The sequence below is a fragment of the Leptolyngbya sp. CCY15150 genome, from assembly GCF_016888135.1.
Classification (GTDB): domain Bacteria; phylum Cyanobacteriota; class Cyanobacteriia; order RECH01; family RECH01; genus RECH01.
The window spans coordinates 1-5,383 of sequence record NZ_JACSWB010000290.1 but is presented as its reverse complement, the minus strand read 5'-3'; the positions used below and the strand labels follow the sequence as shown (position 1 = coordinate 5,383).

Below are 5,383 nucleotides of genomic sequence, written 5' to 3'. Positions count from 1 at the left end.
TTGCGATGCCCATTCTTGACAACGTTGGTGCTGGCGCAGTGAGGACAGTTCATCATGGCTTCCCTTGACTCTATGTCATTTTACACTGTGCAACGCCTAATCAATAGCCAATTATGTGAAGGTGGAAAAGTTAAATTTATTTAGACAATATAAAATACTCCTCTTCGTTTGAGAGGAGTATTTCAGCATCAGTGCAGCGATCGCTTATCGCAATGCATTTTGCAGAGACGGAACATCCACGTTCCTAGCTCGATAGCGCCAATACAATCGCAAACCCATTTCCCGTAACCCCAGCCATAGACCAGCCAAAGGGCGACCTGGCACGATAGTGCGAACATCTCGACGGACAGACTGGCACAAGTCAGCAACGAGTTTGTCCGAGCTCTCCTGAGATTGACCGACTGGCAGCATCACTGTGCGTACAATACAAGGAACCTCAGCTCGCGTCAGTGTCACTAGATTTGACAAGACCCGTTGCTGCAATTGGCGGATGGAGACCGGAACAAGGCTATAGGCATCCTCGGGCAAGACCAGCCACACTTCTTTCAGGGCAATGTCACGGATGGACTGCACGGAACCAAAGAAGTGCTGCATGGCTTTGTAGCACTCAAACAGGTCGGTATCGGGCGACAGCGCGCTCACGATTAAGACATCCACGTTGGCTAGGTTAGACATAACAACGGACGGAGCGCCGTGGAGCATCATGGCTCCGGCATTCTGTACGGCTTGTTCTACCGGCACTTGGAAGTTGCCCATATCACCCATGACGGCAAACCGCTTATTGTTCAGTGAAACGCTGGTGCCAAGTAACGTATCCAGCATAGGATATCGTCCAGAGAAGTAGGCGCTTTCGTCATGGTCGTGGTGGCGAACATGGTTTGTCCACTGAATCGACCACCGAGCGGGCGGCATAAGCGGAAGCTCGGGAGGTAGGTGCAGTGGGTCTTGTTGAAAGGCCCATTCAACGTCCAACAGCTTCAAGCTACGGATGACAATATCTTTGAAGGTGTAGATGAATCCGCCTAAAAGACCGACCAGCATTCCAGTGGGGGCATGGAGTCCATAGGCGATCGCTAGCAGTGCGCCAGCGAAGAGGACGGTTGAGAAGCCTTCGGGGAAATCGTAGTACAACAAGCTTTTCAGTTCGGTCTCTCGATCTTTGGTTTCGTAGCTAGTCCCAAACATTTCATGGTGATAGCGATGGAAACCATACAGCCAATCTGACCAGTGGCAGAGGGCATGGTAGAGCGATCGCTCAAACTCAATTAGGAGCACGGCAATGGTAAAGGTGAAACTAGCTTGCAGTGCTGTTAGCAGATAGTGAGTAAGAATTGTAGAATCCATGAAGAACTCCTTTTGTCTATGACGTAGTGTGTGTGCATTCGTTTTGCGGAAGGGGTAGGGCGGACGTTGCCGCGTCCGCCTGTTCAATGGACTTAGAGGAATAGAATCAGCAGCCCGATTCCAATCAGGACTGGGATGGGTGGAAATTCAAATTCAAATTTCCGCTCTAGGCGATACTTATGCCCGGTATTGACATCTAGTGCGGTATCGCCGTCAATGCGTCGCATATCGTTTGGGTCTCGATACATTTGTCACCTCCTTGGGTGAGTAAGTAGTCTATTGGATTGAGGGGATGCTCCCTGAACGCGGTGCGTTGAATTGATAGTGACATAGGCACTCTGTCGATCGAGGCGATGATCGATGTCGATCTTTTTTAGATAAAAGTTAGGTGTGCCTTAACCTAGAGTGCGCCTAAAGAAACATTGAATTCGGTGAGGCTTCAAAACGAGTTGACTTACAATGAGGCAATTCTGTCGATGATCGACACGGCACCGATCGCACCCTACTGGCTTGGAGATTCACAGCAATGGACTCGTCCTTGAACAATCGCAAACGTTGTTGGCTCACCCCTGATGGACAAGCGTTGCTGCGGCAGCTTTTTGAGGCGATCGCGGAGAAGAATGCGCGGTTATGGAGTTATCGCAATAAGCGGCAGCTTTGTCAGAATGTGACCCGTGCAGATGGGGAGTCGGCGGTTGATATTACGACGCTTTACAAGTTTCTGGCGGTGGCGGGGTTGCATACCTATTCCAGTGCGCGGGATGCTCAACGAGCGTTGTTTCAAGAGCGGAGTTTGGCGTCGTTTATGGATGCGGTGCAGCGTTGCTGTGAGGTTGAGGAGATTGGGTTTGAGGATATTCAACCCCATGTGTATAGTCCCACAGAGGCGCAGAAGGCGGAGATTGTTCAGTCGATTTTGTCGTCTGGATCGGATGTTGCTACTGAATCCCATGAATCTAAGGCGGGTAATGGGAGGGAAGCAATGTCATTGATGGAGCGGTTGCTGGATGAGTCGGCGCAGGCGGAATGGGTCATGCCGGTGGCACTGGAAGCGATGGAAACGGTGATGGCGGATCCGCTCATTCAGGCGCGGTTTGAACCGGAGATTTTGCAGGCGACGTTAGGGGGGGCTGGGGATCTGGCGGCGTTGGCGGCAGTGGTGCGGCAATGGATTCCACGGTTGGAGCCTGGGATGGCGGTGCCGGGGTCGGTAGATGAGGTGCTACGGCTCTTTAGCGAGATCCTACGGCAGCGTCGGCTGTTGGTGATGTTGAAGAATGTACAGGATGAGGCAATTCGAGAGGTTTTATCTGTGCCGGGGATGCAGGCTCGTGTTTTGGTGGCGGATAGGAAGCCACCGGAAACCCATGACAATTCAATCAATTTCAACGGCAACGGCAACCAAGTGGTTACGGGAACTGGTAATACGGTGGTGCAGCTCGATCAATCTCACAATAGCGGAAAGATTTCGATTTCCTTCTAGTCTGATAACGAGTCCAGGGTAGTCAATAGAGTGAGGGTGTAGAGATGTCACAGGGTGAAGCACAGCACAATCGACGACAGCAAAATAGTCTTCCTCAGGGCAATCAAAATCAGATTATCCAAGAGGCCCATAACAGCATCGTCATCTATGTGAATGGGGGAGAGAAGATCTTTCTTGACTTTGCCCAATTTGCTAAGAGGATTGGCGCGACAGCCAAAGCCCAACCTCGATTGGAGAAGAATCCTTACGTTGGTTTAGCTAGCTTTAAGGAAACGGATCATTATCGCTACTTTGGACGCAAGGCACCTATACGAGTTCTGAAGCATAAGCTTCTCACTTTCTACAAGACACCGGGTCAACATCGATTTCTTTGTGTTTATGCACCATCGGGGGCGGGGAAGTCGTCGTTGGTACGAGCGGGGTTGGTGCCAGCGCTGCGAACCTTACCGATTAGTCAGTCGAATCGCGTTGATGCGGTGGTACTGGTGCCGGGAGAACGCCCCCTGTATGCCTTGGCGCGGGCGTTGCAAGAGGTGGCGATCGGGAATGAGCAGTCGTTTCAGGACTTCAATACGCTGGCGCAACGGTTATCGACGACCAATCCAAAGGGACAATACGATCGCCTGTGGCGAGCTGTAGCATCTCTCCATCAACAAACCCGATCGCCCTTGGTGATCGTGGTGGATCAGTTGGAAGAACTTTACTCGCTGTGCAAGGATCCGGCTCAGCAGACGGCATTCATTGAAAATTTGCTCTATGCGTCGCAGGATTCATCGCGGATTGTTTCGGTAGTTGTGACGTTACGCAGTGACTTTTTGCGGGAGACGCAGCGGCACCCAACGTTGAATACGTTATTTTCCGACCAGGGGTATTTGGTGCGGATGATGGAGCCGAATGAACTGCGGCAAGCGATTGAGCTTCCGGCGATTGATGCGGGGTATCCGTTGGACAGTGGCACGATTGATCGGTTGTTGGAGCAATCGATTGGGCGGGAGGGGGCGTTGCCGTTGTTGCAGTTTGCGTTGCGGCAGATTTGGGAAAGGGCAGCGCGGGGTGTTGCGCCCTCCGATGCGCTGACAGCGATTGGCGGAGTGGGTGGTGCGTTGGCGACGGAGGCAGATGAACTTTACAACAGTTTCAGTTCGGTGCAGCAGGACGCGGCGAAGTGGGTCTGTTTAGGGTTGGTGCAGTTGGGGGAGGGAACTCGGGATACACGGCGGCGGGTGCGGTTGGCGGATTTGGTGGGGCGGCATGAGGCGGAGCTGGTGCGGCAGGTGGTGGCGCAGTTTACGGAACTGCGATTGATGACGATGGCGGCGGCAACGGATGATATGGCAGCGACGGTGGAGTTTACCCATGAGGCGCTGTTGGAGCACTGGAGGCTGTTGCAAGGGTGGGTGGAGCACCATTGGGAAGATCTACGCTTTTTGCGGCAGTTGGATGAGGATATTCAGGAATGGGAACACCTACAGCGACCGGTGGGCAGTTTGTGGCGCAGTCCGAAGCTGGATCTATTGAAATCGTTTCATGACGAGAAGGCGGAGTTGATGTCGCCCCAGCAGCAGCAGTTTTTGCAGGCATCGGTGGCCTTGGAGCAGGCAGAGCAGCAGGCGGTACTGGAGCGAGAGCGGGAGAAGCGGCGGCAGCGGCAGCGGTTGACGGGGGTGTTGAGTGCTGGTTTGGTGATCAGTTCGGGGTTCGGGGGATTTTCCTGGCTGAAAACTCAAGAAGCCCAACGCAGTCAGGAAGCATCTGAATACCAACGGGTGCTCACTCTGCTCGAAAGTAGTAATGTCCTGCTCAGAGATGGGCGAGACTTTGAGGCATTGCTAGCCACCATGCAAGCGAATGCGGTGACGCAAGGCTTGCCCAACCATGACATGCCCGCATCCAGTATTGGCAACTTTTATGACAGTCTAGATGGAGACTGGAGTTACTTTTTATCCCTTGATGACCATCAGGATGAGGTTTGGACAATTGCCTTTTCTCCCGATGGGCAGACCCTGGCCAGTGGCAGTAACGACAGCGTGAAGCTATGGCGGGTGAGCGATGGGCAACTGCTCACCTCCCTCGACGACCATCAGGATTGGGTTAATACACTCGCCTTTTCTCCCGATGGACAGACCCTGGCCAGTGGCAGTTGGGACGGCAGCGTGAAGCTATGGCGGGTGAGGGATGGGCAACTGATCACCTCCCTCGACGACCATCAGGATTGGGTTAATACCCTCGCCTTTTCTCCCGATGGGCAGACCCTGGCCAGTGACAGTTGGGACAGCACCGTGAAGCTATGGCGGGTGAGCGATGGGCAACTGCTCACCTCCCTCGACGACCATCAGCATGAGGTTTTGACAATCGCCTTTTCTCCCGATGGGCAGACCCTGGCCAGTGGCAGTTGGGACCGCACCGTGAAGCTGTGGCGGGTGAGCGATGGCACTCTGATCACCTCCCTCGACGACCATCAGGATTTGGTTAGTACAATCGCCTTTTCTCCCGATGGGCAGACCCTGGCCAGTGGCAGTGAAGACCGCAGCGTGAAGCTATGGCGGGTCAGCGATG

The 5,383-nt window shown here is 53.5% G+C and carries 3 protein-coding genes and 1 pseudogene; 2 read left to right on the top strand and 2 right to left on the bottom strand.

Going from position 1 to position 5,383, the window contains the following annotated elements; translation table 11 throughout:
- Positions 1-204 precede the first annotated feature (204 nt).
- Together JUJ53_RS23010 and JUJ53_RS23005 are read right to left on the bottom strand one after the other, a co-directional pair.
- Entirely contained in the window at positions 205-1,344 is a 1,140-nt protein-coding gene (locus tag JUJ53_RS23010) for a sterol desaturase family protein (RefSeq protein WP_204154396.1), read from the bottom strand.
- 92 nt (positions 1,345-1,436) lie between these two features.
- The gene (locus tag JUJ53_RS23005) at positions 1,437-1,592 is read right to left on the bottom strand and encodes a hypothetical protein (protein ID WP_204154395.1); all 156 of its coding nucleotides are present in this window, start codon (positions 1,590-1,592) and stop codon (positions 1,437-1,439) included.
- A gap of 278 nt (positions 1,593-1,870) precedes the next feature.
- Between JUJ53_RS23005 and JUJ53_RS23000 the strand changes: the two genes are divergently transcribed.
- Positions 1,871-2,827, top strand: a complete 957-nt coding sequence (locus JUJ53_RS23000; RefSeq protein WP_204154394.1) for a hypothetical protein — start codon at positions 1,871-1,873, stop codon at positions 2,825-2,827.
- A gap of 44 nt (positions 2,828-2,871) precedes the next feature.
- Positions 2,872-5,383 (top strand): annotated as a pseudogene (locus tag JUJ53_RS22995) (hypothetical protein); the annotation flags it as partial.